The organism is [Roseibacterium] beibuensis (assembly GCF_039542305.1).
Lineage (GTDB): Bacteria > Pseudomonadota > Alphaproteobacteria > Rhodobacterales > Rhodobacteraceae > Roseibacterium > Roseibacterium beibuensis.
In genome coordinates, this window is record NZ_BAABHW010000005.1 from 219,842 (window position 1) to 244,743 (window position 24,902).

Below are 24,902 nucleotides of genomic sequence, written 5' to 3' on the forward strand. Positions count from 1 at the left end.
TCCGGGTCCTCGCGCCGATCCAACGATTGCGTGAGCGGCGGGAACTGGCCCATGCTGGGCCATGTTGGGTGTGAACGAATACGATCCCTCGCAGAAAGGACATACCGATCATGCGCATGCGCACGACCCTCTTTCGCCCGATCTTCTCGCTCTCCATGGCGGGGCTGATAGCCCTGCCCGCCCTCGCCCAGGCCCCCGTCGTGGAGGGCGGCGAGAACCTGCCCTCGGCCGAGCCGGCCTTTGCGGGACAGACCGACGCACCGGAACAGATCAGCGACCTGACGCTGGCACGGCAGGATGTGGCGACGGGGCTGGAGCACCCCTGGGCGGTCGAAGTGCTGCCGAACGGAGCGGGCTATCTCGTGACCGAGCGCCCGGGCCGGTTGCGCCATATCACCCGCGACGGCGAGATCTCGGACCCGATCAGCGGCGTGCCCGAGGTGGACGCCCGCAGGCAGGGCGGCTTGCTCGACGTGGCCATCGCGCCGGATTTCGAAGACAGCCGGGTGATCTACCTGACCTATGCGCGCCCGATGGGCGACGGCATGACGGCCATCGCCGCCGCCCGCGCCCGCTTGTCCGAGGACATGACGGTCTTGGGCGAAGTCGAAGACATCTTCGTGCAATCGCCCGCCTCCCCCTCGCCCATGCATTTCGGCAGCCGCGTCGTGCCAACCGGGGACGGCCATGTCTTCATCACCACGGGCGAGCATTCCACCCGCGCCGAGCGGGACCTCGCGCAGGCGGTTTCGACCACATATGGCAAGGTGGTGCGCGTGACGCCCGAGGGCGACGTGCCCGGTGACAACCCCTTCGTCGAGGCGGATGCGGCCCTGGGCGAGATCTGGACGCTGGGCCATCGCAACGTGCAGGGCGCGGCGTTGCACCCCGAGACGGGCGCGTTGTGGACCATCGAGCATGGCCCGGCGGGCGGGGACGAGCTGAACCTGATCGAGGCGGGGGCGAATTACGGCTGGCCCATCGTGACCTATGGCGTGAACTACGACGGCACGCCCATCGGCACCGGGCAGACCGCCCACGCGCCGGCCTTCGTCGAGCCGCGCCATTACTGGGACCCGGTGATCGCGCCCGGTGGCATGGTGTTCTACGAGGGCGAGATGTTCCCCGAATGGCAGGGCGATATTCTCGCCTCGGGGTTGGTCGCGGCCTCTGTCGTGCGGCTGGACCTGAACGGCGACACGGTCGCGGGCGAGGAATGGCTGATGCGGGGGATCGGCCGCGTGCGCGACATGGCCGTGGACGAAGACGGCGCGATCCTGACCGTGCTGGACCTGCCCGATGCGCCGCTGGTGCGCCTGGTGCGCGAGGACTGATCGGACCGCGCTTCACGTCTGAAACGCAAAACGGCCCGCCACTCGGCGGGCCGTTCGCATGTCCGACCGTCTTGGATCAGAAGGTTTCGAGCGTCAGCGTGGCCGAGCAGTAGCCGGTGCCGTAGGTGCCGACCCAGACGTCCCACACGCCGTTGACCGGGTTGTAGACGTCGATCGAGGGGTTCAGGTTGCCCAGCCCGTCATCGTTGAACCACCAGCCGCCGGTCGAGTCGTTGACCAGCAGGACGGTGTCGCAGCTGCCCACGGCGCGGATGTTCAGGCGGTTGTAGCCCTGCAGACCGTCGATCTGGAATTCGAAATCGGGACGCGAGATGACATAGCCCGAGTGGTTGAACCCACAGTTGCGCAGGTACTGGTCGCCCCCGGCGGTGACCGAGTAGCTGTTCGGCGTCCAGAGGTCCTGGCCGGTGGTGTAATAGGATTGGACACCGGGAAGCTGCCAGTTGGGACAAGCGGTCGCGATGCCGGTCATGCCGATGAGGAAAAGGACGGCGGCGAGAAGACGTTTCATGGGAAGATATCCTTGGACTTAGACGTGTTGTTCGTTGGTGGACCCAGGCTCAGGTCCGGTTCGGGGGTGGCCGGGGCCGCTGTCGGGGCGGCGGCCCAGGCCCTTTTGTCGGGGCGCTTCCTCAGAAGTTCCAGGTTTCGAACTCGACACTGGCCGGGCAGCTGGTCCCGCCATAGGTGCCGACCCAGACATCCACCCGGCCGTTCAGGGCCTGCGTGTTGGTCAGGTTCAGCTCCGGCGTAAGGCTGCCGCCCGAGTCATCGTCAAAATGCCACTGACCAAAGGCGTCACGGACCAGAAGGGTGGTGTCGCAGTCGGAGTTCACCTCGATCTCGAGCCGCCCGTAAGAGGCCATATCGCTGAGATACATGGTGAAGTTCGGCGCGGCATTGGCATAGCCACGCCCCGGCAGACCGGCACAGTTGGAAAGCGGCGTGCTGCCTCCGGCCATGGTCTGGAACGTGTCGGGGCCATAGAGGTCCGAGCCGGTCGACGAGATGACCATGCCCTGAAGCTGCGGGTTGGGGCATCCGCCGATGGGCTGCGGCATGGGCTGCGGCATCGGCTGCGGCTGCACCGTCGGCATGGCCTGCAGGGTGAAGGTCGCCGGGCAGCTTTGGCCGCCGAAGGTGCCGACCCAGACATCCACCCGGCCGTTCAGCGCCTGCTGGGGCACGTCGAGGCGGGGCTGAAGGCTGCCGGCACCGTCGTCGTTGTAATACCACTGGCCGTCGGCACCATGCACCAGAAGCGTGGTATCGCAGGAGCCGTTGGCTTCGAGTTGCAGGCTGTAGCCCTGCATGCCCGACAGGTAGAGGCTCGTCTGCGGTGCGATGGTGGCGGTGCCGCCACCCTGGACGCCTGGGCATTCCGAGACGCGGGTTTCAGAGCCCATGGCGGTCAGCGTGAAGGCTTGCGGCTGGATCAGTTGGCCCGCGGTGAAGGTCAGCGCCGGGCCCGCGATCGTCGGGTTCGGGCAGCTTTGCGGCGCGGGCGGTGCCAGCGGGATGGCCTGCGCGGTGATCGTCGCCGGGCAGCTCTGTCCACCGCCGAAGGTGCCGACCCAGACATTGAGCTGGCCATTGGCGGCCGAGGCCGGAATGGTCAGGCGGGGCTGGAGGCTGCCTGCGCCATCGTCGTTGTAGTACCACTGGCCATCTGCGCCATAGGCCAGAAGCGTCGTGTCGCAGGACCCGTTGGCTTCGAGTTGCAACTCGTAGCCCTGCATGCCGGACAGGTACATCGTGTATTGCGGCGCCATGGTGGCGGTGCCGCCGCCGGATACGTTCGGGCAGCTGTTCACGCGGGTTTCCGAGCCCATCGCCATGCCCTGGAAGCTTTGCGGTTGCAGAAGCTGGGCGGCGGCGAAGCTGAGCGGCTGGCCGGTCATGGAGGGGTTGGGGCAGACTGCCTGCTGCATCGGCGCGGGGGCCGGGGCGGGCATCGGGGCGGGTGCGGGAGCGGGAGCCGGGGCCGGAACTGGCGCGGGAGCGGGCGCAGGCACGGGGGCCGGAGCAGGTGCCGGAGCGGGTGCTGGCGCAGGCGCGGGGGCCGGCATCGGGGCGGGCTCGCCGCCGCCTGCCATCTCGTTGGTCAGCGTCAGCGTCGCGTCGCATCCGCCACCGAAAAAGGTGCCGACCCAGACATTCACCGTCCCGGTCATCTGCGCGGGGTCCTCGATGGTGATCGCGGGGTTCAGGCCGTTGGTGTCATCGTTGAACAGCCACTGGCTGTCCGAGGTGTAGACCAGCATGGCGGGGTCGCAGTCGCTTTCGACCGCGAAGGTCACGTTGCGGCCTTCCATTCCGAAAATGTCAAACGAATAATCGGGGGCCGACCGGAACTGCCCGGTGCCCAGAACGCCAAGGCCGCAGGCATCGAGCGTCTGATCGCCCCCGGCGGCGACGGCAAAGCTCTGCACGCTGCCCGGCGCCGCGGCGTCGCTGGTATAGGGTTGCGCTCCGGTGGCCAGCAGGCCGCTGGGACAGGCCATGGCGGCCCCTCCCATCGCGGCAAAGCCGATCACGCTGAGGGTGAGAAGACGCATGGTTCGGTTCCTTCCTCGCTGCGCGAGAGCCTTCCGGCCAAAATCATGGGCGGCGGACTCACGTCTCTGTTGGATGCTTCAAGTCTATGTGTTCGCAGTGTTTGTCGTAATTGCGGAAACCCTGACCTTTTGCATGCAACCATGACGATACTGCGGGGTCCTGGTTTCTCATAGGAAAAACCTTGTCTCCTGATTGGCTTCAGTGGCGTGGCCACCCCAGGTGGGGGGCCGCGCCGAAGGGAAAGGCCGAGCAATCCGCGCCGACCGCGTCGCACAGGGCCGACAAGCGCCCCAGCGGCTCGAGACCGGGCGAGGTCCAGGGCCGATCCGCGCGCGGGGCCGGGTCGAACTGATACTCAAACCGATGCGCCATGCCGGGCGGGACCAGCGCAAAGGGCCAGGCCGGGAAAGACGGCCTGCGGTGGGACCAGCCCGGCCAACCCTCCCAGCGCGGGGCGGGATCGGGCGTGCGCCAGGCGGGGGGCATATGCGGATGGTCGGGCCACGCGAAATGCGGGCGCTCCAGATCGTGGGGCGGGGTCATGGGCCACCAGTCATGCGCCTGCGCGGGCGCACTCAGGATGGCCCCGGCCAACGCCACGGCCAGAATTGGCTGGGCACGGTGGCGGCGGGGAAAAAGGCGGGACATCTGAAAAACTCCGGCAAAAATGCGGGCTGTTTGACATGCGGCGCGTTCAGCGCAGGCGGGCAAACACCTCCGACGGGAGGGGGATGGCGCGGATCATCGCGTCGCGGTCCCCCGAGGGGGCGACCAGCCCGCTGCCATGGCTCAGAACCGTGTGGCGCTGTCCGTTCTGCACGATGGTCGCCACATTCGCGCCGAGGGGGGCGGCCTCTGGCAGGGCGGCGATCGCGGCGGGGCGTTCCACCGGGCGCAGCGAGGTCGCGGGCGCAAGGCCGATGGCGATCAGGATGCGCGTAAAGAAGCCGGGGTCTGCCGTGGGCTCGACCGGCGCGGTCGCGGGGGCGACGGCCATGGGCGCGGCCTCGTAGGTGACGATGGTGTCTGCCGCGACCGGCGCGGCCAGAAGGGCCATGGAAGTGGCGGCGGCAAGGACGGGGCGGAGGAGAGAGGGGCGGGTCATGGGAAGGTCTTTCTGCTGCTCGATCTTGGGGCTTGGAGGGCTCAGCGCAGGGGCGCGTGCGCCGGGGTGACAGAAGTTTGGGGATGGAAATGGGTATCGGCCCGGACCGCGGAGACGGACACGCCGAGGGACAGGCCCAGGCCGATACCGATGAAAAAGAGCTTGTTGAAAGTCATTTCGCTGCCTCGTGTGTCAATCAGGTGATGAATGGATCGGGTTGAAAGGGTCTTGAGTTCCGAAAGGCACCGCCGGGGATGGCGGCGATGGGAAAACCCTGCACCCAAGGCGCGCTGTTATCCAATATCGGGGCGGCGCTATCGCCTGACGCGGGGTCGGAACCGCCCTGCCCCGCAGAGGGGAGACACCGCACAAGCCCAATGAAAAAAGGCGGCCCGCTGGGGGCCGCCTTTCCAAAAGCGATTGATGTGGCGCCTTGGGCTTACTCGTCTTCGAGCGCGTCCACGGCGGCCTTGAGATCGTCCTTCGAGACCTCTTTCTCGGAGACCTCGGCCAGTTCGAAGACGTAATCGACGACCTTGTCCTCGAAGAGCGGTGCGCGAAGCTGCTGCTGGGCGGCCTGATTCTGCTGGATGAACTCGAAGAAGGCGCGTTCCTGGCCCGGGTACTGACGGGCCTGGTTCATGATCGCCTGGGTCATCTCGGCGTCGGTGACCTGCACCTCGTTCTTCTGGCCAAGCTCGGCCAGCAGAAGGCCCAGCTTCACGCGGCGCTCGGCCAGTTTCTTGTGCTCGTCGGTCGGCTCGATCTCGGGGTGATCGTGGCCCTGCACATCGGGGTTTTCCTCGTGCCACAGCTGGTGGGCGATCTGGCCTGCCTCGGCCTCGACGAGGCTGGGGGGCAGCTCGAAGCTCACCTGCTCGTCCAGTTGGTCGAGCAGCTTGCGCTTCATCACCGCACGGGCGGCGCCCGCGTATTCCGCCTTCAGGCGCTCGGTGATCTGGCCTTTCAGCGCGTCGAGATCCTCGGCGCCGTATTTCTTGGCAAGCTCGTCATCGACCTCGGCCGGGACGGGCTTTTTCACTTCCTTGACGGTCACGTCGAAAACCGCGGCCTTCCCGGCGAGGTGCTCGGCGCCGTATTCCTCGGGGAAGGTGACCTCGACGGCCTTTTCCTCGCCCTTCTTCACGCCGATCAGCTGATCCTCGAAGCCGGGGATGAAGGAGTTGGAGCCCAGAACCAGCGGGTAATCCTCGGCCGCGCCGCCTTCGAAGGCCTCGCCGTCGACCTTGCCGACGAAATCGATCACGACCTGATCGCCATCGGCGGCCTTGCCACCCTTCTTGGTGGCGAAGTTCTGCGCGCTTTCGGCAAGGTTCTTCAGCGCGTCCTCCACATCCTCATCGGCGGGGGCGACGGTCATCCGCTCCAGCTTGATGGCCTTGTAATCCACCTCGGGGATCTCGGGCAGCTTTTCGTAGGCCATGGACACGACGACATCGTCGCCTTCTTTCCAGTCCTCGTTGACCATCTTGATTTCGGGCTGGGCCGCGGGGCGGTCGCCGGTTTCATCGAGGTGGCCCTGCATCGCGCCATCGACGGCTTCCTGCATGGCCTCGCCCATCACGCGGGGGCCGAACTGCTTGCGCAGGAGCGCCATGGGCACCTTGCCCTTGCGAAAGCCCTTCATCTGCACCTCGGGCTGCGCCTCGGCCAGTTTCTCGGTCACGCGCGCCTCCAGATCGGAACCGGTGATGGTGATCTGGTATTCGCGCTTGAGGCCTTCGTTCAGGGTCTCGGTGATCTGCATAGGGGTCCTCACGGGATCGGGGCCGCAACCGGGCTTTCCGGCGCGGCACGCGTTGGGTCTTTAAAATCAGGGGCCCTTCTAGGTGCCGTGCGGAAGGTGTGCAAGGGGGAATGGGCACGACGCGCGCGGCTCGGCGGTCAGTAGACGGGCGGTGCGCCCTCGGGCCGGTGCAGGAAGCGTTCGAGGCACCACCAGTAGGGAGCGGGATCGTCGCGGATCAGGTCCTCGATGGCGGCATTCACGCGGCGGGTGTCGGCCTCGATATCGTCCGAGGGGAAATCCGCCAGCGGCGGGCGGATGTCATAGACCAGCGCGCCGTCGGGGTCTTCGCGGTAGCGGACGGGCAGAACGATGGCTCGCCCCATGCCGGCAAGGCGCGCGGTGGCCGTGGTGGTGCCCGCCGGAATGCCGAAGAAATCCACGTAGACCGCGCCCTTGTTGGCCTTTTCGAGGTCGGGGGCGAACCACGCGACGCTGCCCGAGCGCAATTCACGCACGATGCTGCGGATATCCTTGCCGGGGATGATCCCGTCGCAATATCCCGAGCGCGCCCAGCGCAACACCGCATCGGCGGCGTCCTGCCCCGGCTGGCGGTAAACGCCGACAAGGCGGCGTCCGCCAAGGGGAAGCTGCCCGGTCAGGCTGCCATGCACCTCGGGCGCGCCGTAATGCCCGGTGAGCAGCAACACCCCCTGCCCCGTCGCCAGCGCGGCGTCGAGATGCTCCTGCCCGTCGATCCGGGCCAACGGGTAGGCCGGGCGCGTGCGATGCTGGCGGATCCAGACCTTGAGGCTTTGCAGAAGCGAAAGGGCGAAGCGGCGCGTCGTATCCCGCGCCAGCCGCGCGCGGGCCGCGTCGTCCATCTCGGGCAGGCAGACCTCGAGGTTGCGGGTCGTGACATGACGGAACCGCCTGATGCGCCACAGGCCCCACCCAAAGGGACGCGCCAGCGCCCGCCGCGCGCCCTCGGGCAGCCATGCCACAACGAAAGCGCCGCCAAGCAGCAGCAGGATCGGCCAGTTGCGGGGCCGGATCAGCAGGTGCAGGGGAAATCGGGGGCGCGCGACGCTCATGCCGGGTTGCATAGCGGCCCGCGCCGGATGCGTCCATCGCAAGCGCGCGGATCGCCGGGAGGCAGCCGTGTCGCGGGGGCGCTGGTGGGACACCGTCCTGCCCTCATCTGCACTACGGCAGGTTGGTGCGGGTGAAGGGACTCGAACCCCCACGCCTCGCGGCGCCAGAACCTAAATCTGGTGCGTCTACCAGTTCCGCCACACCCGCATCGCGGGCGTCTTTAGCAGAGGCTTCGGGCGGTGGCGAGGCCCATTTCAGCCCTGCCCCTGCCGCGAATTCGGCACAATTGGCCCGTTAATTGAATGGAAAGGTTTCGACCCCATGATGGTGGAACCGCTGCCCGGAGACGCTACGGCCATGTCGATCCAGTTCCGCCGCCCCTTCCCCGAATTGCGCTTGGCGCCAGAAAACGCTGTGCCGAACGGTCCCGATGCCCTATGCTCGCCCCATAAAGAACGAGGCACGGAGTGCCCGCAAGATCGAGCAGGTGGTTCCATGACCCCATCACAGACCGGCGCGGCCCCGGGGTCGCGCAGCGCGTCGGCGTTGCGGATCGGCCAAGGGGCCGGTGGCGTTGCGCCTGACGCGCAGATCATGACGGCGGACGGGATCATCCCCGCCGCCTATCTTTCCGCTGGCGACAGGATCATCACGCGGCGCGGCCTTCGCCCGCTGCGCGCCATCCTGCGCCGCAGTCTTAGGCCCGGTGCGCCCTGTGTGCTGGTCGGCAAGGACGCGCTTGGCGGCAAGCCCGAGCGGGACGTGGTTCTGCTGCCCGGCCAGCGGGTGCTGATCCGCGACTGGCGGGCCAAGGCGATGTGGGGCCGCGAGGCCGCCGCGCCGGAGCTGCGACAGCTGGTCGACGGGCAATATATCCGCTGGGTCGAGGATGGGCCGGAGGCGGTTCTGCAGCTTTATTTCGGCCAGCCCGAGATCCTCTATGCCGACGGGCTGGAACTGGCCTCGGCAGATCCGCTGCCGAAAGGCGCGAAACCGACCGGGACGGTCAGCACCAGGGCCTGATCCGGGTCAGAGCGTCGCCAGAACGGACGGCAGGGCCTCGGGCAAATCCTCGGCGATCAGGCCGGGACCGACGGCGCGCGCAGCCTCGACATGCAGCCATGCGGCGGATGCCGCGGCCTCGACGGGCGCAAGACTCCGCGCCAGCAACCCCGTGATCAACCCCGCCAGAACATCGCCCGCCCCTGCCGTCGCCAACCAAGGCGCGGCGCGGTCATAAGCGGCGGCATGGATGGCGGCCCATCCATCGGGTGCGGCGATCACCGTATCGGGTCCCTTGAGCAGAACGACCGCGCCGGCCCGCGCCGCCGCGTCGCGGGCGGCATCGACGCGGGAATAGGCCGGCCCGGTGTCCGGCTCGCCGCGCAACCGTTCGGCCAGATCGGGGAAGAGACGTGCGAATTCGCCATCGTGGGGCGTAAGGACTGCCCGGTCGTGCAGCCGCGTGAAGAGCGCCGGAGGGTCCTCGGCGAAGGAGGTCAGCGCATCGGCGTCCAGCACGACCGCGCGGTCCTGGTCCTGCAACGCCGCGCCGATCAGCACGCGCGTCGCCTGCCCCACGCCGAGGCCCGGCCCGAGGCAGAGCGCGTTCAGCCGTCCATCCTCCAGCAGCGCGGCCAGATCCTCGGCCCCGTCGCAGCGGCGCAGCATGATCGCGGTCAGTTGCGCCGCACATTCCATCAACGCCGATCCGGGCGCGGCCACGGTCACCAGGCCCGCCCCCACCCTGAGCGCGGCGCGCGCCGCCATCCGCGCCGCGCCGGTGCGCCCCATCGGACCGGCCAGGACCAGCGCGTGCCCGTGGTCGTATTTGTGACCGGCGCGTTTTTGGACCGGACCGGGGCGCGTCACCAGCCGGATCGCGTCGCTCGGCGGTGAGGGCTGGCGCAGGCCGATATCCACGATATCGAGCGCGCCGCACTCCTCGGGGCCATCGGCAAGGTAGTGCCCCGGCTTGGCCGTGTGGAAGGTCACGGTCAGATCGAACGAGTGCGAAAGGCCCATGCGCCGCCCACTGTCGGAACAGAGGCCCGACGGGATATCTACGGCGACGGCCGCGAAGCCGAGCCCGTGGTCGCGCAGCTCCAGCATCTGGGCGAAGGCATGGCTCAACGCCTCGCTCAGCGGGCGCGCGAGGCCGGTTCCGAACACGGCATCGACGAACAGATCGGGGGGTGCCGCCCGGACCGCGGCGAACTCTGCCTCGGACAGGTCCGCAAGGTTCAGGACGCCCCCGCGTTCTATCCATCGGCGGTGGTTTTCGGCGGCATCGGGCGGCAGTCTGGCCGGGTCCCCCAAGGCCCGGACCGACACCTGCCAGCCCCAATCGTGCAGCAGGCGGGCGATAACATAGCCATCGCCGCCATTGTTGCCCGGCCCGCACCAGATCACGGCGCGGCGCGGGGCGGCGGCCAGGTCGGGCCAGCGCGCGAAGATCGCGTCGACCACCCCGCGCCCGGCGCGCTCCATCAGGGCGAGTCCCTCTGCGTGCCCGGCGGCCATCTCGGCGCGCTCGAAATCCCGCATCTGCGCGGCGGTCAGAAGCCCCGTCACAGGACTCGCCCGGGCCTGAGATTCAAAACTGCTGTATTTTTGTGCGCCATGCTCAATCCTTGATCGCCATTCGCGGAATCCCGCGTCGGTTTGCCCAACGAACAGGCTAGCCGATGGACGGCCCGGTCACAAAGTGGTGTCACGGGTCCGCGCGGCACACGCTGCGGTCAAAGGCGAGGAGACACCCAAAGATGAAAAAGATCGAGGCGATCATCAAACCCTTCAAGCTCGACGAGGTGAAGGAGGCTCTGCAGGAGATCGGCATCCAGGGCCTGTCTGTGACCGAGGTAAAGGGCTTTGGCCGCCAGAAGGGCCACACGGAGCTGTATCGCGGTGCGGAATACGTGGTGGATTTCCTGCCCAAGGTGAAGATCGAGGTCGTTCTGGCCGACGATCAGGCCGAGGCCGCGATCGAGGCGATCATCGCGGCAGCCAAGACCGACAAGATCGGCGACGGCAAGATCTTCGTCTCCGACATCAGCCGCGCCATCCGCATCCGCACGGGCGAAACCGACGAGGACGCCCTGTAAGCGATTTTCGCGGTCGGCCCGCGCCAGGGCTGGCCACATGCTGCAACCTGTTCGGGCCCTGCGCCCGGCGATCCGACCAAAACGTCAAGGGAAGGTCACGATGAGCAAAGAAAACGTATTGAAGATGATCAAGGATGAGGATGCGGCCTATGTCGACATCCGCTTCACCGATCCGCGCGGCAAGCTGCAGCACGTCACGGTGATGTCCGATCAGGTCGACGAAGACTTCCTTGAGGAAGGCTTCATGTTCGACGGCTCGTCGATCGCGGGCTGGAAAGGCATCGAGGCATCGGACATGAAACTGATGCCCGACACCGAAAGCGCCTATGTCGATCCCTTCTACGCGGAAAAGACCATCTGCCTGCACTGCTCGGTCGTCGAGCCCGACACGGGCGAGCCCTACAACCGCGACCCGCGCGGCACGGCCCAGTTGGCCGAAGCCTACCTGAAGTCCTCGGGCATCGGTGACGCGGCCTATTTCGGCCCCGAAGCCGAGTTCTTCCTGTTCGATGACGTCCGCATCTCGGTCGAGATGAACAAGGTGTCCTACGAGGTCGACGCCCAGGACGCATCCTGGAACGGCGACACCGAGTACGAGATGGGCAACATGGGCCATCGTCCGGGCATCAAGGGCGGCTATTTCCCGGTCAACCCGACCGACGCGGCGCAGGACCTGCGCTCGGAAATGCTGTCGACGATGAAGCAGATCGGCATGAAGGTCGACAAGCACCACCACGAGGTGGCCTCGTGCCAGCACGAGCTTGGCCTGATCTTCGACAGCCTGACCAAGCAGGCCGACGAGCTGCAGAAGTACAAGTACATCATCCACAACGTGGCGCATGCCTACGGCAAGTCGGCCACCTTCATGCCCAAGCCCATCTCGGGCGACAACGGCACCGGCATGCACGTCAACATGTCGATCTGGAAGGACGGCAAGCCGCTCTTTGCCGGCGACAAGTATGCCGACCTGTCGGATGAGGCACTGTACTTCATCGGCGGCATCCTGAAGCACGCCAAGACGCTGAACGCCTTCACCAACCCGTCCACCAACTCCTACAAGCGCCTGATCCCCGGCTTCGAAGCCCCGGTTCTGCGCGCCTACTCGGCCCGCAACCGGTCGGGCTGCGTCCGGATCCCGTGGACGGAATCGCCGAAGGCCAAGCGCGTCGAGGCCCGCTTCCCCGACCCGTCGGCAAACCCCTACCTGTGCTTCGCCGCCCTGCTGATGGCCGGCCTCGACGGCATCCAGAACAAGATCCACCCCGGCGAGCCGTCGGACAAGGACCTGTACGACCTGCCGCCCGAGGAACTGGCCGGCATCCCGACCGTCTGCGCGTCCTTGCGCGAAGCCCTGGAGGCGCTGGAAGCCGATCACGACTTCCTGCTCAAGGGCGACGTGTTCACGAAGGACCAGATCGAGGGCTACATGGAACTCAAGTGGGAAGAGGTCTACGCCTTCGAACACTGCCCGCACCCGGTCGAGTACAAGATGTACTACTCCTGCTGATCGCGGGTCACGGAACAGGGAAAGGGGCGCCGGTTCGGCGCCCCTTTTCGTTTGTGCGGTTAGGTCGCGATCAGCAACCGTCGTTGAAAACACCCGGCAGATCGAAGCCCGGCGCACACAGGATGCCGCCCCAGTGATAGGCCTGCTGGCCATTGGGCATCTGGATCAGCCAGAAGCTGAAGCCGTTGAAGAACTGGCCCGAATCCTCGATCAGCGTCACCGGCGTACCTTCGGGCAGGCTGCCCACGTCCTGGAACTGGACGCCCGGCCCCGCCCGCAGGTTGCCGCCGAAGGAGAAGCCCGCGAAGGTCTGAACCGGCACCCCGATCGTACCGCCGCCGGGGGTGGAAGTCGCCACCACGCGGCAGGACAACTGCACGCCCTCGGCAATGAAGAACACCTGTCCCTGATGCTCGATGAACTCGACCCCGGAGCCCGGATCGGCATAGCGGCTGCCGCTGCCGGACACGGCGGGTTGCAGGATCAGGCGCCGCTGCTGCCCGGTCGCAAGTTGGGTGACGTCGGCGCCGACGACATCCTCTTCGTCGAAATAGGTGGCGCGGATGCCGATGCCGTCATGGCTGCCGCAATCATATTCCGTGTTCGCCTGCGCGGAAGCCGCAAAGATGAGGCCCCCGAAAGCGGCAAGTATCATGTGTTTCAACAAATCAATTCCCCTGTTCACGCGTAAAACAGGGAAAGCCTACACCGATCCGAGCAGCTTGCGCGCGGAATCTGTCTTCAGAAGCGTGTAAACCGGCGTGCGGTGCGCATCATCTGCCGCGCGTTGCGCTGGGTGTTGCGCAGGCTGGCGCGCTGCTCGGGCGATGGTTCTTCGCCGGGCTGCCCGCCATTGCGGCGGCGGGCGATCTGTTCGACCCCGGCATCGACGCCCTTGTGCACCAGCTTGTTGATCAGCGGGCGCAGGATCATGTGAAGAATGCGGTCCATGGGCGGTGCCCCTTCTGCTCTGGTTGTCGGGGTCTCCCCGGTTCTTGCGACGCAATATAACACCAATCTGGCGAAAATCAGGCCCCCGCCCCGCCGATACGTTGCGCGATCAGAGATCGTCGTCATCCTCGGCCTCGGGTCCGTCTTCGCCGAACATGTCGCCCGTGTCATCCCGCGGCAATTCCGGGCCTTCTGCATCGGGCGGGCGGCTTTCCAGAAGCCCGGCCTCGCGCAGTTCCTTCAGCCCCGGCAGGTCGCGGGCGTTTTCCAGCCCGAAATGGTCGAGGAACCCCTCGGTCACGACATAGGTGACGGGCCGGCCCGGAGTCATGCGCCGGCGGCCGAACCGCACCCAGCCCAGATCGATCAACTGGTCCACCGTGCCGCGGCTGACCGAGACGCCGCGGATCTCTTCGATCTCGGCGCGGGTGACGGGCTGGTGATAGGCGACGATGGCCAAGGTCTCGATCGCGGCGCGCGACAGTTTCCGCGTCTCGACGGTTTCACGCGCCATCAGGAAGCCGAGGTCGGGCGCGGTGCGGATCGCCCAGGCATCGCCCACGCGCACCACGCCCACACCCCGCCCCTCGTAGCGGCGGCGCAGCAGTTGCACGGCCTCGGCCGGGTCGCAGCCATGGGGCATGCGCGCGGCCATCTCGGCGACCGACAGCGGCTCGGCGGTGGCAAACAGCATCGCCTCGACCATGCGCTCCTGCTCGCCCAGGGGCGGGGCGCGGAACAGGCTTTCCTCGGTCGGCGCGCGGCTGTCCTCGGGCGTTTGCGGTGTTTCGGTCATTCCTCTCTCCGGCGGAGGTGAATGGGCGCGAAGGTCTCGGATTGGCGGATCTCGACGCGGCCGGCCTTCACCAGTTCCAGCGAGGCGGCGAAATGGGCGGCGGTGGCGGCGCGGCGGCGTTTCGGGTCCATCTGCCAGCCATCGGGCAGGTAGCTCATCAGGTCGGTCCATTCACCGGCGAAGCCGACCAGCGGGCGCAGGCGGTCCAGCGCCTCTTCCATGGTGAAGACGTCTTCGCGGTCCATCACGTAGGGGCGGAAATCGTCGCGGGTGCGGATGCGGGCATAGGCCTGCAACAGGTCGATCAACCCGGCGGTGTAGGTGACGGATTTGGCCGTGGTCATCACCTCGGGCGCGCCACGGGGAAAGCGGTCGCGGCCAAGGCGATCGCGGGCCATCAGCTTGGCCGCGCAGTCGCGCATGGCCGACAGGCGTTCCAGCTGGAAGGCAAGATGGGCCGCCATATCCTCGGCCGAGGGCCCCTCCTCGGTCGGGTCGGGCGGAAGCAGGAGGCGCGATTTCAGGAACGCCAGCCAAGCCGCCATGACAAGGTAATCGGCGGCCAGCTCAATGCGCAGCTTGCGCGCCTTCTCGATGAAGACGAGGTATTGCTCGGTCAGCGCGAGGATCGAGATCTTGCGCAGGTCCACCTTCTGCGTGCGCGCCAGCGACAGGAGCAGGTCGAGCGGCCCCTCGAACCCGTCCACGTCGACGATCAGCGCCTCGGCCGCGCGGCGCGAGGCGACGGCATCCCAGTCGGGCGCGTCGTTTGCCGGGGTCGGCGTGTCAGCCATAGACCTCTCCGTCCAGAAGGTCGGAAAGGTCGGCCTCGGCGGCCTCGATGTCAAGCGGCTGGCGGCGGTTGCGCAGCGCCAGCGCGGCCTCGCCCATGGCGATCTCGGCGCTGTCGAGGTCGCCCGCACCGACCACGACCTGCTCCATCTCGGCCCGGTCGCCGTTGCAATGCAGGATCAGGTTGCACCCGGCGGCCCGCGCCCGCGTGGCGCGCTCGCCGATGGGGCCGGGCAAGGCGCCCATGGACAGGTCGTCGGTCATCAGAAGGCCGGTGAAGCCGATCTCGGAGCGGATCATCTCGATCATGGCGGACGAGAGGGTGGCGGGCACCTCCTCGTCGAGCGCCTCATAGACGATATGGGCCGTCATGCCCAAGGGCAGGTCCACCAGTGGTTTGAAGGCCGCGAAATCGGTGCCGCGCAACTCGTCCGCCGAGGCGGTGACGCGCGGCAGGTCGAGATGGCTGTCCACCTCGCCCAAGCCATAGCCCGGCAGGTGTTTGAGCACCGGCAGCACGCCGCCGTCGAACAGCCCCTCGGCCACGGCGCGGGCGGCGCCGATCACCGCGTCGGGCGTGGTGCCATAAAGGCGGTTCAGGAGAATCGGATGCGTCGTGTCGCGCGCCACGTCGGCCAGCGGCATGCAGTTCACGTCAATGCCCACCTCGCGCAGTTCATGCGCGATCAGGCGCGCGCGCAGATACATCGTGCGGGCGGCCTTGCCCGGCCCGGCCTGCGCCATCTGGTCGAGCGCGGGGCGCCACTGCCGCCAATATGGCGGGCGCATGCGCTGCACGCGGCCCCCTTCCTGGTCGATCAGAACGGGGGCGTCGCGGCCCACGGCCTCGCGCAGATCCTCGGTCAGGGCGCGCAGTTGCGCGGGATCCTCGATGTTGCGGGCGAAAAGGATGAAGCCCCAGGGCTGCACTTCGGCGAAAAAGTCGCGCTCTGTCGGCCCGAGGGTCGGCCCGGACGGCCCGAGGATCGTGGCCGAGATCGCCGTGGTCACGTCAGCGAACCGTGACGGGGATGCAGGCGGCCCCTTGCGCCACCAGCGCGGCGCAGAACCGGCGCGAGGCGGCCAGATCGTCGAAGCCCGCCGCGCGCAGGCGGTAGAAGCGCTGCCCGCCGGAGGAGGCCTCCTCGATCACGCGCGGGCGGCCCGCCATGAAATCGGGGAAGCGGCTTGAAAGACGGTCCCATTCGGAGCGCGCGATTTCGGCGGTATCGAACGCGCCCAATTGCACCAGCCGCGTGCCGTCGGGCAGGTCGGCGGGGGCGATCTCTCGCACGCCGGTGCCGCCGGGGGTGCTGACCTCCAGCGCCACGTCTGCGCTGTTGCCCGCCAGAACGGCGGGCGCATCGGGGTTCACGGCGCGGGCGAAGCCGGCGGGGCGGATCATCGGGCGCAGCGAGGTGCGCACGCCCGGAACCGAGGCGGGGATGACGGCGAATTGCGGCTCGGCCGGGGCCGCAGCGGGTTCAGGCGTGGGATCGGCCGCCGCGATCTCGGCTGTGACGCCCTCGTCCGGGGCGACGGCGGCTGCCGGGGGCGTCTCGTCCAGGGGGACGCTCGAGGCCAGAAGGCGTTCGATCAGGGCCTGCGTCGCGTCCGGCACGGACGGGCCCGCGGGCGCAGGGGCCGCGGCGGGTTCGGGCGCGGGTGCCGCGACGGCCGCGGCGGAGGCATTGTCGAAATCAAGCTCCTGCAACTGGACCGGCGGGGGCGCGAGGACAAGCTGGTCGGGCACCGGCGCGGCCTCTTCCCCTTCGGCAAGGCGATTGACGGCAAGGCCCTGGTGCGGGGCCTGCGTGCCGCCGGGATCTTCGGGGGCGACGCGCATCGGGCCTTGCAGCGCCCGCACGACCGGCACGCCGGACACGTCGCGCATGGTCAGCTGCCAGCCCCAGACGCCCAGGCCGACCACGAGGCCGATCGACACCAGCGCCCCGGCCCAGTTGACCAGGGTCCCGATCGTGGACGCGCCACGCTGGGGGGGATGCTCGCCATAGGCGTCGTAGTCGCGATAAGACTCCGCGTCGTCTTCGAAATAATCGATATCCGCCATGCCTGCCCTCAACTTCGCGCCCCGTGCCTCGGGCGTGCAAAGCACGGACCCGGCCGGGGTGACTTGACTGCTCGTCCCGGCCGTCGTGGCGTTTTCGCCTTACATCTTCTCGACCGGAGTTACGCCCAAGATACCAAGACCGTTGGAAATGACAATCGCCACGGCCCGGATAAGGGCCAGTTTCGCGGCGGTTGTTGCCGGATCGTCCTCCTGCATGAAGCGCAGGGCGGGATTGGCGTTGCCCTTGTTCCACAGCGCGTGGAATTCCGACGCGAGGTCGTAGAGATAGAAGGCGATGCGGTGGGGTTCATGCGCCTCGGCCGCGATCTCGACCAGGCGGGGCCATTCGGCGAGCTTGGCGACCAGCGCGAACTCGGCCGGATCGGCGATGGCCGACAGGTCTGCGGGCGTGTCGGTGGGCAGCCCCGCCTCCTCGGCCTTGCGCAGGACCGAGTGGATGCGGGCATGGGCGTATTGCACGTACCAGACCGGGTTGTCCTTGGACTGCTCCAGCACCTTGTTCACGTCGAAATCGAGCGGCGCGTCGTTCTTGCGGGTCAGCATGACGAAGCGGGTCACGTCCGCGCCGACCATCTCGACCACGTCGCGCAGGGTGACGAAGGTGCCCGCGCGCTTGGACATTTTCAATTCCTGGTCGCCGCGCTTGAGCTTGACCAACTGCATCAGCTTGATGTCGAGCGGCACGCGTTCGGCGCTGAGCGCGGCGACGGCGGCCTTCATCCGTTTGACGTAACCGCCGTGGTCGGCCCCGAAAATGTCGATCAATTCGTCGAAGCCACGGCTGACCTTGTCGTAGTGATAGGCGATGTCGGGCGCGAAATAGGTCCAGCCGCCATCGGATTTCATGATCGGGCGATCCACATCGTCGCCGTACTCGGTCGATTTGAACAGCGTCTGTTCGCGCGGCTCCCAATCCTCGGGGGTCTTGCCCTTGGGCGGTTCCAGCGTGCCGCGATAGATCAGGCCCTTGCCGTCGAGGTCCTTGATCGCGGCCTCGATCTGGCCCGTGCCGTAAAGCGATTTTTCCGAGAAGAACACGTCCATCTCGACGCCGAGCGCCTTCAGGTCGGCGCGGATCAGGTCCATCATCGCGTCGGTGGCGTAGTCGCGGATTTCCTCCAGCCAGACAGCCTCGGGCTGGTCGACCCATTGTTCGCCCACTTCCTTGGCCAGCGCCTCTCCGACGGCGATCAGGTAGTCGCCGGGATAGGTGCCTTCCTCGAAGGCGACGGTCTGCCCCAGCGCTTCGAGATAGCGCAGGTAGACCGACCGCGCGAGGACATCGACCTGCGCGCCGCCATCGTTGATGTAATATTCGCGGGTGACGTCATGGCCCGTGTAGGCCAGCAGGCTGGCCAGCGCGTCGCCGAACACCGCGCCGCGCGTGTGGCCTACATGCATGGGGCCGGTGGGGTTGGCGCTGACGAACTCGACATTGACCTTGCGCCCCTGCCCCAGATCGGACCGGCCATAGCCCGCGCCGGCCTCGAGCGCGGCGCGCACCTGCGCGCGCCAGCTGTCGCCCGACAGGCGCAGGTTCAAAAACCCCGGCCCCGCCACTTCGGCGCTTGCGATGCGGGCGTCGCCGCGCAGCTTTTCGGCCAGTGCCTCGGCGATGTCGCGGGGCTTTTTCCGGGCGGGCTTGGCCAGCACCATCGCGGCGTTCGTGGCCATGTCGCCATGCGCCGCGTCTCGGGGCGGTTCGACCGCCACGTTACGCGTATCCAGCCCCTCGGGCAGCGCGCCCTCGGCGGTCATGGCGTCAAGGCTCTCGATCACGAGCGCACGGATATCGGCGAAGATGTTCATGGCGGAAGATCCCTTGGAGTTGTGCGGGGTTTATCACGCCGCACGGCGGGTTCAACAGGATCGCACGCCCATATCGCCCCGCCGCGTCGTTACGGCCCGCACCGGACATAGGTGCGCGACCATTGCTCCCCCACGAGGACCATGCCGCCCTCGAACGAGGGCATGATCATGTAGCGCCGGGTCCAGGTTTGACCTTCGCCGCCGCACTGACCGTCGAACAGGATCGCGCCCGCCATCCCCCGCACCGGGACGGGGTTGGTCAGCTGGCAGGTGGATTCCCAGAACTCCAGCCGGCCGGGGCTGACGGTGACCATGCCGTCGCTGATCCCCGCAGGGCAACTGTCGGGATGATACCGCCCCGGGGCCACCTGCTGCGCATTGGCCATCAGGGTCGAGGACAGGATGGTCGCCAGGGCGGCGACGGTCGTCAGTTTCATTGGTCGGTGACCTCCTCTTCAACGTCTTCGGCGGCATCTTCTTCCGGCGAACCGTCCCCGTCTGCGGCGGCGTCATTCGCGGGGACCGGGCCGGCGGCCCCGCCCCCTTCACAGGAATAGAGCGTCTCGCCCAGGCCGCGTAGAACGACGACCATCGAGTCCGGCTCGGGCCCCTCGCCGAAATAGATGCGCGCCTCGAACGTGCCATCCGCGTCCTCGCAATTGCCGTCATAGAGGAATTCCTCGTCCAGCAGACGCAGGCGCGTGGGGTTGAAAAGCTCGCAACATGCACCGTCGAAGCACAGTTCGGGAAAGGTGAGCGTGGCCACTGCCGCGCCCTCGGCCGGCCCGCCGCCCTCGGCGCAGACGGAATAATAGGTGCCGTTCGCGGGAAAGGCGGCAGCCGAAAAAGGCAGGACGGCAAAGGCGACAGCGGGGATCAGGCGGCGCATGGCGGCACTCCGGCGGCAACAGGGGTGTGGGTCCATGGTGCCGCGCGGGCGGGTTTCGATCAACTGTCGGTTGCAGCCTTTTTGCCATTCACGTCCGGCGGCGGCTGCTCGCCTGCATCCTCGGGGCGCAGCGTCAGCAGGCGTGCACCCGCCCCGGCCTCGACCTTGTCGTCGGGGCCGACGAGGCGCAGGGCGCCGCCCGCCCCGATCACGCCGATCAGCATGGCGTCGGGCCGCTTGGCGCGCCAATCCTCCAGGGTGAATTCCTCGGTCAGGCCGGTCAGGCGGAACTGCCAGCCCTGCCAGACGCGCAACTCCATCTCGCGATAGGTCGCCCCATCCCCCAGGGGCCGCCCGCCCAGCGTGGCCGGCAAGGCATGGCGCACCTGTTCGCTTTTCTCGCGCGTGACCTGGAACACCTTTTCGCGCCCCATCTCGGGCGCGAGGTCGGTGGCGACCAGCGTGTTGTAGGCATCGTTGTCGGTGGCCGCGATCAGGGTGGAGTAGCCGACGAAATCAATGCGATGCTCGGCCGCCTCGGACAGGACATCACCGAAGAAGGTGGGAATGCCCGCCTCGCGCGCGCGGCGCAGGTGGCCACGGTTCGCATCGGCGATCAACACGGGCACCTCGGCCTTTTTCAGCGCCTCGGCCAGAAGGGTCGTCCAGCGCGAGCCGCCGACGATCAGCACGCCGGGTGTGCCCGCAGCGGTCAGGCCCAGCGCCTTGGCGAAGGGACCGAGCGTGAAGCCGTGCAGCACCACCGTGGCGGCCACCAGCACGAAGGCCAGCGGGCCGATCAACGCGCCATCCTCGACGCCAAGTTGCACCAACCGCTCGCCGAACAGGCCCGCGACAGCGACCAGAACCACCCCGCGTGGACCGGTCAGGGCCACCAGCAATTGCTCGCGGTATGGAATGCCAGACCCGATGAGCGAGGCCATCACGGTCAGGGGCCGCGCGACCAAGACCACGGCGGCGACGAATAGCGCCGCGCGCCAGTCCAAGCGTCCAAGGGCCGAGAAATCGAGCGAGGCCGCCAGCAGGATGAACACGCCCGAGACCAGCAGGATCGTCGCGTGTTCCTTGAAGCGGCGCAATTCCTCGTAACTGGGCAGGTCGGCATTGGCGATGACGAGGCCCATGATGGTAACGGCGAGAAGGCCACTTTCATGCAAAACCGAGTCCGAGAGCGCGAAGATGGCGATCAACAACACGAACAGGACCGGCACTTTCATATGCTCGGGCACCTGCCCGTGGCGGAAGGCGCGGGCAAGGCCATAGCCCGCCGCCACGCCCGTGATGGTGGCTACGGCCACGCCCATCACCAACTCGCCCGCGGCACTGCCGACGGAGGTGGCGCTGTTGAGGACCAGCACGACCTCGAAGGCCAGAACGGCGGCAAGCGCGCCGAGCGGGTCGTTGACGATCGCCTCCCATTGCAGAAGCGCCGCCGGACGGCGCGACAGCCGCGCCTGCCTGAGCAGCGGCGCGATCACGGTCGGCCCGGTGACGATCATGATGCCGCCGAAAACCGCCGAGCTTTCCCAACTGAGCCCCGCGCCGTAGCGCAACGCCAGCGTCGACAGGAGCCATCCCAGCGGCGCGCCCACGAAGACGAGGCGTTTGACCCCCACCGCCGCGTCCGACAGCGACCTAAAATTTAGCGTGAGGCCGCCCTCGAACAGGATCACGGCGACCGCGATGGCGATCAGCGGCTGGGTCAGCGGCCCGATATCGCGCGCCGGGTCGAGCACTCCAAAAACCGGGCCGATCAGCACGCCCGCGACCAGCATCAGCACGATACCGGGCAGGCGCAGTTTCCAGGCGATCCATTGCGCACCAACGCCCACGACACCGACAAGCGCCAGGGCCGTGACAGGGGACAGGGCGCCATCCGCCGGGGTGACCGCCATCAGACAGCCCCCTTCGTCATCACATGAACCGCTCGATCAGCCATAACCTTCACCCCTTGCCCTACGCCGAACGGGCCGAGCCTATTGCCCGCCCCGATGCAACCCAACCCCTTGAACGCCCTAGCGGTTCCATGTGCGCAAAGGTGGTGCGCGCCGCAGGTTGGGCAACTGCGTGGACGCAATGCCGGTTAGACCGGCCTAGTCGCAGGACACGAAGCTGTCTTCCAGATCGCCCGTGCGCATCACGAGGTTGCCGTCCGCGTCGAAGGACAAGACCACCGTCTCGGGGCTGGGGCCGGACCCGTAATCGCAGGTCAAGGTGTATTGCACCGCGCCCTCGGGGGCGTCCTGCGCGACCGGGTCGGTCAGGGTGCAGGGCGTCTCGTAATAGGCGACGGTCTCGCCCTCGATCCGCAGCGCCACGGCATCGGCCTCGCCCGAGCAGTAGCCGTATTCATAGGTGCCGTCGAACCCATCGGCAGCCAAAGCCGTGGGCACCAGAAGGGCCGCCCCGGCCATGCGCAAAAGAAAAGATCTCGTTATCATGCGAACGCTCCCTGATCTCGTTGGATGACCAACGATTGCAGATGGGCGCGCGCCTGTAACTAGAGGTTTTCCAGCGGTCGGATGATCTCCACCCCCTTGTCGCCGAAGATCCGCTGATGCGTCTGGAGGGCGAAGCGGTCGGTCATCCCGGCGATGTAATCCGACACGATCCGCGCCAGTTGGGTTTCATCGCCCGCGACGTCTTCGACATCTTTGCGCCATTGCTTGGGCAGTTCCTCGGGATGGGCCATGAAGAACGGAAAAAGCTCCATGACCACGCGCGTGACCTCGACCCGCATCTCGACCACGGCGGGGGCGCGATACATGCGGTGGAACAGGAAGTCCCGGATCACCTTGAGATCGGTGAAAAGCGCGTCGGAGAATTGCACGATGGGGCGGCCCGCCTCGCGGACATCGCGCACCGTCTCGGGGGCCAGATCGGCAAGGGTCGCCTGCGCCTGCCCGATCACGTCCTCCACCAGAACGCCGAAGAAGCGCCGGAGCGCCTCGTGCCGGCGACGGTAGTAGTTGAGGCCGGGATAGCGCGCATCGACCTCGGCGAAACAGGCGCCCAGGATCGGCAAGTCGGCCAGTTCGTCGGTCGAGAACAGCTCGGCCCGCAGCCCGTCATGCAGGTCGTGGTGGTTGTAGGCCACGTCATCGGCGATCGCGGCAACCTGCGCCTCGGCGCTGGCATGGGTGTTCAGCTCCAGATCATGGCGCGCGGTGTAATCGGCAAGCGCCCATGGCACGGGCGCGGGCACGGGGCCATTGTGTTTGGCAATGCCTTCAAGGGTTTCCCAGGTCAGGTTCAAACCGTCGAATTCGGCATAATGGCGTTCGAGATGGGTGACGATGCGAATGGCCTGCGCGTTGTGATCGAACCCGCCATAGGGCTCCATCACGGCCTGAAGCGCATCCTCGCCGGTATGACCGAAGGGCGGATGGCCAAGGTCATGGGCCAGCGCCACGGCTTCGGTCAGTTCCTCGTCGAGGTTGAGGGCGCGGGCCATGGTGCGCGCCACCTGCGCCACCTCGATGGAATGGGTCAGGCGGGTGCGGAAATAATCGCCCTCGTGTTCGACGAAGACCTGCGTCTTGTGCTTGAGCCGCCGAAACGCCGAGGAATGGATGATCCTGTCGCGGTCCCGCTGGAACGGTGTGCGAAACGTGCTCAGATCCTCGGGCATGAGGCGCCCGCGGCTTTGAGCCGGATCGCTGGCATAGGGTGCACGCATCCCCTTTGGTCCCCTTGTTCCTGTCGCATCCCCTGCCCGGGCTGCGCCGCCTTGTTTGCGCTTGGGCGTCCTCATATATTCGAATGCAGAGAAATGCGACAGCCGAACGCCCGAGGAGAACGCGCATGACGCTGACCCTGACAGTGCCCCCGAAAGTGACCGACCGCGCCTTTGCCCGGTTGGCCGAGATCAACGATGCCTCGGGCGAGGCGAAGGCCCTGCGCGTCGCGGTCGAGGGCGGCGGCTGTTCCGGTTTCCAGTACGACATCAAGCTGGACGATCCGGCCGAGGATGATTTGGTGCTGGAACGCGATGGGCAGAAGGTCGTGGTCGACAGCGTCTCCCTGCCCTTCCTGGCCGATGCGGTGATCGACTTCACCGAGGAATTGATCGGTGCGCGGTTCACCATCGACAACCCGAACGCGACCTCGTCCTGCGGCTGCGGCACGTCCTTCTCGATGTAAGCGATCTTGACCCCGGTCAAGGCGCCGGCCCCTTGGCCGCGCGACGCTGACCCGTGTCGGACCCAAGGAGAGCGCCCATGACCACGCCGCTGTTTCATTCCACCCGCGAAAGCGACACCCTTCTCGTGATCGAGGCCCATGGCGCGATGGATGCCCGCGCGATGGAAGTCGCGCTGACCCTGCTGGTCGATGAGATGAAGGGGATGCATCACGGCGCCTGCCTTGTGCGGGCGGAAGGCGTCGAATGGCCGAGCCTTGGCGCGATCGGCGTCGAGATCCGGCACTGGGTCCAGATGATGGCGATGGTCGAGAAACTCGACAAGGTCGCGGTGCTGACCGACGAGGGCTGGGTGCGCGCCATCGCCTCGATCGAGTCGGCGTTGATCCCCAACCTCGTGATCCGGGCCTTTGCCCCGGACCAGGAAGACGCCGCGCGCGCCTGGCTGGCCGAACCGCTCAGCCAGGACGCGACGGCGTAAGGCTCAGGCCTCTTCGTTTTCCTTGGCGGCCCCGGCGCGGGGCTGGCCGACGCGCGGTTCCGGCACGCGGGCCGCGGGCACGCGCGGCTGCGGCACGTTCGGCTTCAACTCGGTCCTGGCGTCGGGCTTGACCTCGGGCGCGGTTGCCGCGTCGGGCTTGGGCAGGGCCAGCGCCTCGTCCTGGAACTGGTCCGGCACCTCGGGCACGATCTGCCCGGTTTCGAGGTCGATCATCACGCGCGGCTTGGTCGGCATCGCGTCGATCATCTCGTTCAGTTCGCGCACCAGCCGCTTGAACCTGTCGCGCTGGCTTTCGGATTTCGGGGCGGGCTTGGCGCCGCCACGGAAGAAGTTGAACATCGGGATTCCCAGTTTTTTGACAAGACGAGAGTCATTCTAGCTTATGCTGCGGCGCGGAAAACCGTCCGCATCGTCTCATGGGGGTGGATCGGCCAAGC

Annotated in this window: 26 protein-coding genes and 1 tRNA gene; 6 read left to right on the forward strand and 21 right to left on the reverse strand. The window is 67.3% G+C overall.

Annotated elements, in window-relative coordinates:
- Positions 1-110 precede the first annotated feature (110 nt).
- Positions 111-1,334 (forward strand): PQQ-dependent sugar dehydrogenase, encoded by a 1,224-nt coding sequence (locus ABD923_RS15960; RefSeq protein WP_405048328.1) that lies wholly within the window; start codon positions 111-113, stop codon positions 1,332-1,334.
- 76 nt (positions 1,335-1,410) lie between these two features.
- Here ABD923_RS15960 and ABD923_RS15965 read toward each other — a convergent pair whose 3' ends face one another.
- The 7 genes from ABD923_RS15965 to ABD923_RS15995 form a co-directional block, all read right to left on the reverse strand.
- Complete coding sequence (locus ABD923_RS15965) at positions 1,411-1,866, reverse strand: hypothetical protein (RefSeq protein WP_259552286.1); 456 nt, start codon at positions 1,864-1,866, stop codon at positions 1,411-1,413.
- A 121-nt stretch (positions 1,867-1,987) separates the two neighbouring features.
- Positions 1,988-3,913, reverse strand: coding sequence for a hypothetical protein (locus tag ABD923_RS15970; RefSeq protein ID WP_259552284.1), 1,926 nt, complete (start codon positions 3,911-3,913; stop codon positions 1,988-1,990).
- Positions 3,914-4,112: 199 nt separating this feature from the next.
- Entirely contained in the window at positions 4,113-4,562 is a 450-nt protein-coding gene (locus ABD923_RS15975; protein ID WP_259552282.1) for a hypothetical protein, read from the reverse strand.
- A 46-nt stretch (positions 4,563-4,608) separates the two neighbouring features.
- Positions 4,609-5,019, reverse strand: coding sequence for a hypothetical protein (locus ABD923_RS15980; RefSeq protein ID WP_259552280.1), 411 nt, complete (start codon positions 5,017-5,019; stop codon positions 4,609-4,611).
- Positions 5,020-5,458: 439 nt separating this feature from the next.
- Positions 5,459-6,787: a trigger factor gene (gene tig, locus ABD923_RS15985; protein WP_259552276.1), complete on the reverse strand. Its 1,329-nt coding sequence runs from the start codon at positions 6,785-6,787 to the stop codon at positions 5,459-5,461.
- Positions 6,788-6,924: 137 nt separating this feature from the next.
- Positions 6,925-7,860 carry a lysophospholipid acyltransferase family protein gene (locus ABD923_RS15990; protein ID WP_259552275.1) on the reverse strand — a complete coding sequence of 312 codons (936 nt, stop codon included), beginning with the start codon at positions 7,858-7,860 and terminating at the stop codon, positions 6,925-6,927.
- Positions 7,861-7,983: 123 nt separating this feature from the next.
- Positions 7,984-8,068 (reverse strand) — tRNA-Leu (locus ABD923_RS15995).
- Between the two features lie 288 nt (positions 8,069-8,356).
- Here ABD923_RS15995 and ABD923_RS16000 point away from each other — a divergent pair.
- Complete coding sequence (locus tag ABD923_RS16000) at positions 8,357-8,884, forward strand: Hint domain-containing protein (RefSeq protein ID WP_259552273.1); 528 nt, start codon at positions 8,357-8,359, stop codon at positions 8,882-8,884.
- A 6-nt stretch (positions 8,885-8,890) separates the two neighbouring features.
- Here the strand turns inward: ABD923_RS16000 and ABD923_RS16005 are convergent, their stop codons facing one another.
- Positions 8,891-10,435: an NAD(P)H-hydrate dehydratase gene (locus ABD923_RS16005; RefSeq protein ID WP_259552271.1), complete on the reverse strand. Its 1,545-nt coding sequence runs from the start codon at positions 10,433-10,435 to the stop codon at positions 8,891-8,893.
- Positions 10,436-10,626: 191 nt separating this feature from the next.
- Here ABD923_RS16005 and ABD923_RS16010 point away from each other — a divergent pair, with 191 nt between their 5' ends.
- Both ABD923_RS16010 and glnA read left to right on the forward strand, forming a co-directional pair.
- Positions 10,627-10,965 (forward strand): P-II family nitrogen regulator, encoded by a 339-nt coding sequence (locus ABD923_RS16010; RefSeq protein ID WP_259552269.1) that lies wholly within the window; start codon positions 10,627-10,629, stop codon positions 10,963-10,965.
- A 100-nt stretch (positions 10,966-11,065) separates the two neighbouring features.
- Positions 11,066-12,472 carry a type I glutamate--ammonia ligase gene (glnA, locus tag ABD923_RS16015; protein ID WP_259552267.1) on the forward strand — a complete coding sequence of 469 codons (1,407 nt, stop codon included), beginning with the start codon at positions 11,066-11,068 and terminating at the stop codon, positions 12,470-12,472.
- Between the two features lie 70 nt (positions 12,473-12,542).
- Here glnA and ABD923_RS16020 read toward each other — a convergent pair whose 3' ends face one another.
- From ABD923_RS16020 to ABD923_RS16075, 12 genes are all read right to left on the reverse strand, one after another.
- Positions 12,543-13,127: an MliC family protein gene (locus ABD923_RS16020; RefSeq protein WP_259552265.1), complete on the reverse strand. Its 585-nt coding sequence runs from the start codon at positions 13,125-13,127 to the stop codon at positions 12,543-12,545.
- A gap of 86 nt (positions 13,128-13,213) precedes the next feature.
- Positions 13,214-13,423 carry a hypothetical protein gene (locus ABD923_RS16025; protein ID WP_222186880.1) on the reverse strand — a complete coding sequence of 70 codons (210 nt, stop codon included), beginning with the start codon at positions 13,421-13,423 and terminating at the stop codon, positions 13,214-13,216.
- Between the two features lie 109 nt (positions 13,424-13,532).
- Positions 13,533-14,219, reverse strand: coding sequence for an SMC-Scp complex subunit ScpB (gene scpB, locus ABD923_RS16030; RefSeq protein ID WP_259552263.1), 687 nt, complete (start codon positions 14,217-14,219; stop codon positions 13,533-13,535).
- Entirely contained in the window at positions 14,216-15,013 is a 798-nt protein-coding gene (locus ABD923_RS16035; RefSeq protein WP_259552261.1) for a segregation and condensation protein A, read from the reverse strand. Before ABD923_RS16035 ends, scpB begins: the two co-directional genes overlap by 4 nt.
- Complete coding sequence (locus ABD923_RS16040) at positions 15,006-16,022, reverse strand: glycoside hydrolase family 3 N-terminal domain-containing protein (RefSeq protein WP_259552259.1); 1,017 nt, start codon at positions 16,020-16,022, stop codon at positions 15,006-15,008. The genes ABD923_RS16035 and ABD923_RS16040 overlap by 8 nt, the downstream gene beginning before the upstream one ends.
- Position 16,023: 1 nt before the next feature.
- Positions 16,024-17,082, reverse strand: a complete 1,059-nt coding sequence (locus tag ABD923_RS16045) for an SPOR domain-containing protein (protein ID WP_259552257.1) — start codon at positions 17,080-17,082, stop codon at positions 16,024-16,026.
- A gap of 99 nt (positions 17,083-17,181) precedes the next feature.
- Positions 17,182-18,912 (reverse strand): arginine--tRNA ligase, encoded by a 1,731-nt coding sequence (gene argS / locus ABD923_RS16050; RefSeq protein ID WP_259552256.1) that lies wholly within the window; start codon positions 18,910-18,912, stop codon positions 17,182-17,184.
- Between the two features lie 89 nt (positions 18,913-19,001).
- Positions 19,002-19,349 carry a hypothetical protein gene (locus ABD923_RS16055; RefSeq protein WP_259552254.1) on the reverse strand — a complete coding sequence of 116 codons (348 nt, stop codon included), beginning with the start codon at positions 19,347-19,349 and terminating at the stop codon, positions 19,002-19,004.
- Positions 19,346-19,801: a hypothetical protein gene (locus tag ABD923_RS16060; RefSeq protein WP_259552252.1), complete on the reverse strand. Its 456-nt coding sequence runs from the start codon at positions 19,799-19,801 to the stop codon at positions 19,346-19,348. Before ABD923_RS16060 ends, ABD923_RS16055 begins: the two co-directional genes overlap by 4 nt.
- Before the next feature lie 59 nt (positions 19,802-19,860).
- Complete coding sequence (locus ABD923_RS16065; protein WP_259552250.1) at positions 19,861-21,717, reverse strand: cation:proton antiporter; 1,857 nt, start codon at positions 21,715-21,717, stop codon at positions 19,861-19,863.
- A gap of 198 nt (positions 21,718-21,915) precedes the next feature.
- Entirely contained in the window at positions 21,916-22,263 is a 348-nt protein-coding gene (locus ABD923_RS16070; RefSeq protein ID WP_259552248.1) for a hypothetical protein, read from the reverse strand.
- 59 nt (positions 22,264-22,322) lie between these two features.
- Positions 22,323-23,501 (reverse strand): deoxyguanosinetriphosphate triphosphohydrolase, encoded by a 1,179-nt coding sequence (locus ABD923_RS16075; RefSeq protein ID WP_259552246.1) that lies wholly within the window; start codon positions 23,499-23,501, stop codon positions 22,323-22,325.
- Between the two features lie 137 nt (positions 23,502-23,638).
- On the opposite strand from ABD923_RS16075, the gene ABD923_RS16080 reads away from it, so the two are divergent.
- Together ABD923_RS16080 and ABD923_RS16085 are read left to right on the forward strand one after the other, a co-directional pair.
- Positions 23,639-23,965: a HesB/IscA family protein gene (locus tag ABD923_RS16080; RefSeq protein ID WP_259553083.1), complete on the forward strand. Its 327-nt coding sequence runs from the start codon at positions 23,639-23,641 to the stop codon at positions 23,963-23,965.
- A 77-nt stretch (positions 23,966-24,042) separates the two neighbouring features.
- Positions 24,043-24,444 (forward strand): SpoIIAA family protein, encoded by a 402-nt coding sequence (locus ABD923_RS16085; protein ID WP_259552243.1) that lies wholly within the window; start codon positions 24,043-24,045, stop codon positions 24,442-24,444.
- Positions 24,445-24,447: 3 nt separating this feature from the next.
- Here the strand turns inward: ABD923_RS16085 and ABD923_RS16090 are convergent, their stop codons facing one another.
- On the reverse strand, positions 24,448-24,804 hold the full coding sequence (locus ABD923_RS16090) for a hypothetical protein (RefSeq protein ID WP_259552241.1): 357 nt from the start codon (positions 24,802-24,804) through the stop codon (positions 24,448-24,450).
- Between the last annotated feature and the right edge of the window lie 98 nt (positions 24,805-24,902).

Bases quoted from the DNA above. Each gene is read 5' to 3' on its own strand.
- ABD923_RS15960 (WP_405048328.1), top strand. From the start codon at position 111: ATGCGCATGCGCACGACCCTCTTTCGCCCGATCTTCTCGCTCTCCATG.
- ABD923_RS15965 (WP_259552286.1), bottom strand. From the start codon at position 1,866: ATGAAACGTCTTCTCGCCGCCGTCCTTTTCCTCATCGGCATGACCGGC.
- ABD923_RS15970 (WP_259552284.1), bottom strand. From the start codon at position 3,913: ATGCGTCTTCTCACCCTCAGCGTGATCGGCTTTGCCGCGATGGGAGGG.
- ABD923_RS15975 (WP_259552282.1), bottom strand. From the start codon at position 4,562: ATGTCCCGCCTTTTTCCCCGCCGCCACCGTGCCCAGCCAATTCTGGCC.
- ABD923_RS15980 (WP_259552280.1), bottom strand. From the start codon at position 5,019: ATGACCCGCCCCTCTCTCCTCCGCCCCGTCCTTGCCGCCGCCACTTCC.
- tig (WP_259552276.1), bottom strand. From the start codon at position 6,787: ATGCAGATCACCGAGACCCTGAACGAAGGCCTCAAGCGCGAATACCAG.
- ABD923_RS15990 (WP_259552275.1), bottom strand. From the start codon at position 7,860: ATGAGCGTCGCGCGCCCCCGATTTCCCCTGCACCTGCTGATCCGGCCC.
- ABD923_RS16000 (WP_259552273.1), top strand. From the start codon at position 8,357: ATGACCCCATCACAGACCGGCGCGGCCCCGGGGTCGCGCAGCGCGTCG.
- ABD923_RS16010 (WP_259552269.1), top strand. From the start codon at position 10,627: ATGAAAAAGATCGAGGCGATCATCAAACCCTTCAAGCTCGACGAGGTG.
- glnA (WP_259552267.1), top strand. From the start codon at position 11,066: ATGAGCAAAGAAAACGTATTGAAGATGATCAAGGATGAGGATGCGGCC.
- ABD923_RS16020 (WP_259552265.1), bottom strand. From the start codon at position 13,127: ATGATACTTGCCGCTTTCGGGGGCCTCATCTTTGCGGCTTCCGCGCAG.
- ABD923_RS16025 (WP_222186880.1), bottom strand. From the start codon at position 13,423: ATGGACCGCATTCTTCACATGATCCTGCGCCCGCTGATCAACAAGCTG.
- scpB (WP_259552263.1), bottom strand. From the start codon at position 14,219: ATGACCGAAACACCGCAAACGCCCGAGGACAGCCGCGCGCCGACCGAG.
- ABD923_RS16035 (WP_259552261.1), bottom strand. From the start codon at position 15,013: ATGGCTGACACGCCGACCCCGGCAAACGACGCGCCCGACTGGGATGCC.
- ABD923_RS16045 (WP_259552257.1), bottom strand. From the start codon at position 17,082: ATGGCGGATATCGATTATTTCGAAGACGACGCGGAGTCTTATCGCGAC.
- argS (WP_259552256.1), bottom strand. From the start codon at position 18,912: ATGAACATCTTCGCCGATATCCGTGCGCTCGTGATCGAGAGCCTTGAC.
- ABD923_RS16055 (WP_259552254.1), bottom strand. From the start codon at position 19,349: ATGAAACTGACGACCGTCGCCGCCCTGGCGACCATCCTGTCCTCGACC.
- ABD923_RS16060 (WP_259552252.1), bottom strand. From the start codon at position 19,801: ATGCGCCGCCTGATCCCCGCTGTCGCCTTTGCCGTCCTGCCTTTTTCG.
- ABD923_RS16065 (WP_259552250.1), bottom strand. From the start codon at position 21,717: ATGGCGGTCACCCCGGCGGATGGCGCCCTGTCCCCTGTCACGGCCCTG.
- ABD923_RS16070 (WP_259552248.1), bottom strand. From the start codon at position 22,263: ATGATAACGAGATCTTTTCTTTTGCGCATGGCCGGGGCGGCCCTTCTG.
- ABD923_RS16075 (WP_259552246.1), bottom strand. From the start codon at position 23,501: ATGCGTGCACCCTATGCCAGCGATCCGGCTCAAAGCCGCGGGCGCCTC.
- ABD923_RS16085 (WP_259552243.1), top strand. From the start codon at position 24,043: ATGACCACGCCGCTGTTTCATTCCACCCGCGAAAGCGACACCCTTCTC.
- ABD923_RS16090 (WP_259552241.1), bottom strand. From the start codon at position 24,804: ATGTTCAACTTCTTCCGTGGCGGCGCCAAGCCCGCCCCGAAATCCGAA.